This window comes from Shewanella sp. 0m-8 (assembly GCF_052977265.1).
This window is the reverse complement of the sequence record NZ_JBRIMB010000095.1, coordinates 1-3,846: the sequence shown is the minus strand read 5'-3', so window position 1 is coordinate 3,846 and position 3,846 is coordinate 1. Positions and strand designations below refer to the sequence as shown.

Here is a 3,846-nt window from a genome sequence, read left to right as displayed (position 1 = left end):
TATTTAAAATGAAAGTCGACCATTTAGCCGATCTCATTGAAGATACTTACAGCGCTTTGGAAAATATTGGCCATGAAGTCTTCGAAAAAGACCGTATCGATGAGGTGTTTAAACTGATCACTATAAGAGAAGACACTAATGGTAAAGTTCGCTTGAATTTACTTGATACTCAACGTGCACTGAACTACATGCTGCGTGTTTACCAACAAAACCTGTCTAGTGAAGAAACTAAAGACATCGGTAATATGCTGTCTGATATATCTTCATTGATCCCGCATACTCAGTTTCTTTTTGAAAAGCTAAACTTTTTGATGGATGCTGCTATGGGCTTTACGGGTTTGCAGCAAAACAAAATCAGTAAAATATTTTCCGTTGCCGCGGTAGTGTTTCTCCCGCCAACATTGATAGCAAGTACCTATGGTATGAATTTTGACAATATGCCTGAGGTACATTGGCATTATGGCTACCCCTGGTCCATAGCGCTTATGTTTGCCAGTGCGGCTGCAACCTTTTGGTTTTTTAAGATAAAGCGTTGGCTATAATATTTTTGTCGCTTTATTGTAAAGAATCACGTTTAAAATCATTGTTTTTAGATGCAAAAACGCCACGTTTAATGGTGGCGTTAAAGGCTAGTGTTATCAGCTAGTGGCATGAATTGTAACAACTGCAGCGATGACTGGAGATGAAACTCGCCAAATTATTCCAAGTATTAAGCAAACTTACTTCTGAAAGCAAAGTAAACGGCTCCGACTAAACAAAGCCCTGCCCATAGATAATCTAACTTTAATGGCTCTCTTAAATAAAATACCGAGAACGGGACAAATACCATCAAGGTAATCACTTCTTGCAGAATTTTTAACTGTCCGACATTTAACTCTGTATAGCCAATTCGATTAGCTGGAACTTGAAGTAAGTATTCAAACAGCGCAATTCCCCAGCTAATGAGTGCAGCAATAATCCATGGTTTATTATTCAGCTCTTTTAAGTGAGCATACCAGGCAAATGTCATAAAAATATTGCTGCAAACAAGCAAAGAGATACTGATAAATATGGGGTTCATGGCCGATTAGACTCACGCTATAGGCTCATCAATTGACATCACTGATGAGGGGGACTGAAAATGATGGCGCATTCTACTGATAGGCATTTAAGACGTAAATCTTTATTTGTTAAATCTACTGAAAAGCGAAGGTAAAGCTCCTGCAACCTACATTTTTGGCACATAAAAAAGCCCGGTTACACCCGGGCTTAACGTTTAAAGTTAGATCTCAATAATTAATCTAGAACAAAGATGTTGCTACTGTCATTTAAGCTAAGCACGCCAATGCATTGATTTTCACTATCCGTTACCATCATTCGGTCACCAATCGTCCAGAAATCTGCTGTGTACATTTCATTTTCGCCAAGTGTCGCATAGTTATTACTTAAGTTTGGTTGACCAGAATCATAGTCTACCCAGTATAAGTTATAAGGCGTTGTTGACGTATTTGCTACGATAAACTCCGGAGCATATTCAGACTCTCTAGTATATGGCACAGCAAGATCACAACTGCCTATCTCTGCAGTAGCAGCTGGGATCTCGACTTCATCAACAGCTCCCACCACATGCTCAGCTTTAATTTCGAATTGGTTATTTTCATCATTTAAAATCGCCACACTGAGGCAGTTATCAGTCTTATCGGTTAACATCACCCTCTCGCCAATGTACCAGTATTCAGGTGTAAAGCTATCACCTTGTGCTAGCGTCATGTATGAACCACCTGATTTATCAGCTTTTGTGGTACTTAACCAATACACTTTAACTTCTGTATCGGTAGTATTTGTTATCGCCACGTCTTCAGCATAATCATAAGAAGTACGGTAGGTTTCTGCCAGACTACAAGTGCCGAGTATTCCCTTCTCTGGCCAATGTGGTAAATAAGGTTCTTCAATTGCATTTAAAGGCTGCTGCTCCGGCAACGAAACACTGCAATCATTTCCTGCACAAGCTGAAAGATATAGGTCAACAATATCACCGCCCACAAAGTCAGAACCAATGGTAATAAAATACTGACCGGCATCAGGGGAATCTATAATACAAGTTTCTTCATTCGAGTCAGCCGTTTCAGAACGACAAGTGACTTGTGAAGTTAAACTTGGGTGTGCAGCAGAAGCATAGTTAACCCACATATCAACATTACCCGAACCGCCTTGGGTGCTGAACTTGAGTGAGTCTGTTCCACCTGCAACCTCAACTGAGTATAACCAGCCTCCTCGACCGTTAATCGAGGCATATTCACCTAGTGATAATGCAGTATCACTGGCGGCAAATTGTTCAGTGAGTGTTTGTTGGTACCAAGTCACGAACTCTTGCTGGTGACTACTGGCAATTTCTTGCAATAAAGTATTAAATGCCTCCCAGTTACCCGCACGCATTTCAGTGAGCATAGAGGTAACACGAGCAGGCTGGGTTTCAATCAAAAAGGCTACGGCTAATTTACCCCACGAATAGCTATTACTCTCACCGTCAAAGATCTGTTGTAAAGTGTAAGTCGTGTCTTCATTGGCAGTTACAATACTTTGGTATTGTTTTTGATAGAAGGTACCTATGTATTCAGCTAAGCCCTCGCTCCACCACGCCATATCTGATTTATATGCGCCTTCTTTGTTATACCGGGCATCTAACGCATGAATGTACTCATGGCTTAAAGAGCGAATAACATTACGTCCACCGCTCCACTCTAGCGCGTTAAAAGTGAGAATAGTTGAGTCATGCCACCACTCAGTTGGAGAGGTTTCGAAATAAATCCCGCTTGAGTTACTCGTATCAAATAGATGCTCTGCCCAAGCGGCGTAATTTGATAAGCTACTAAATATATTAATGTTAGTGACTTCATTCAAATCATTATCTACCGGTATACCAAACTCTGGGGCAATGTTAGCGCCCAGTACAGTGTCGAATTTTTGCTTAGTTTCAGTCACAATTTCACATGCTTCTTGTACTTGTGTTGCTGTTAAATTTTGGCTGCGGATCCTGACTGACTCGTTACACAAAAGGCTATGCTGAAATAATGATGCTGTAGCAAGAATGGATGCATCGACTGTCGGTTTATCTGAATTAGCATCAACAACAATATGATAACGACCAGGTTGAATATCATCGATTATGCACGTTTCGTTATAATCTGAAGCATTGTAAGAAACACAGTCAAACTCGCCATTCTCACCTGTAGTTGCAGTGCTTTCGTAACGAACATAAATATCTGGATCGCCTAAATTCTCATTTTCAATACCGCTAAATAAGCTGATCAACAATGTTGGAGCAGCGGTCTCAACATCAACATAAAAAGAAAGCGGTTCGTTGGTATTAATATGCTCTTTTACAGAATCTAACGTTAACGCTTCGCCGATAATGGTTTCAACTGGTGCCGGGCTTGGCTCAATGAGTTCTAACACTTCGTCTTTAGGATCACTACCGCAAGCTGATAAACTAAGTGCAACCACTAAACTTAATGGTTTTAAAATATGGGTGCGGCTAACACTCCTTGTTTGGTAACTATGGTTCATATCCACTCCTAACACTGTTTTTATTTTTTTGATGGCTGTTTGAATAGATGAAATACCCTTTCAGCTATTTGAAATGCTTAACGCAACAAAAATGTAACAAATGATATACAGTATTCAAAGTGAAACAATTTCAACTTGAATTGAAGTAAATAGGCAAATATCAGACATAAAAAAGGCCGCAACGAAAAATTGCGACCTTTAAATGAACGAGGCTATGTCAATGGGAGACTGTAACTAACTTTGTGTAACTGCTTATCAAACTGTACTCTAAAAAGAGTCAAGGATAGGCGTATAATCATG

General features: G+C 39.9%; 3 protein-coding genes. 1 reads left to right on the top strand and 2 read right to left on the bottom strand.

Annotated elements, in window-relative coordinates; all coding sequences use genetic code 11:
- Nucleotides 1-542: CorA family divalent cation transporter (locus ACVBIO_RS21425; RefSeq protein ID WP_447170514.1), on the top strand; the 542-nt coding region annotated here is incomplete at its 5' end.
- 167 nt (nucleotides 543-709) lie between these two features.
- Here ACVBIO_RS21425 and ACVBIO_RS21420 read toward each other — a convergent pair.
- Entirely contained in the window at nucleotides 710-1,060 is a 351-nt protein-coding gene (locus ACVBIO_RS21420) for a DMT family protein (RefSeq protein WP_202722221.1), read from the bottom strand.
- 215 nt (nucleotides 1,061-1,275) lie between these two features.
- On the bottom strand, nucleotides 1,276-3,546 hold the full coding sequence (locus ACVBIO_RS21415; RefSeq protein WP_447173414.1) for a collagenase: 2,271 nt from the start codon (nucleotides 3,544-3,546) through the stop codon (nucleotides 1,276-1,278).
- Between the last annotated feature and the right edge of the window lie 300 nt (nucleotides 3,547-3,846).

Coding starts and splice junctions, on each gene's coding strand:
- ACVBIO_RS21420 (WP_202722221.1), bottom strand. CDS start 1,060: ATGAACCCCATATTTATCAGTATCTCTTTGCTTGTTTGCAGCAATATT.
- ACVBIO_RS21415 (WP_447173414.1), bottom strand. CDS start 3,546: ATGAACCATAGTTACCAAACAAGGAGTGTTAGCCGCACCCATATTTTA.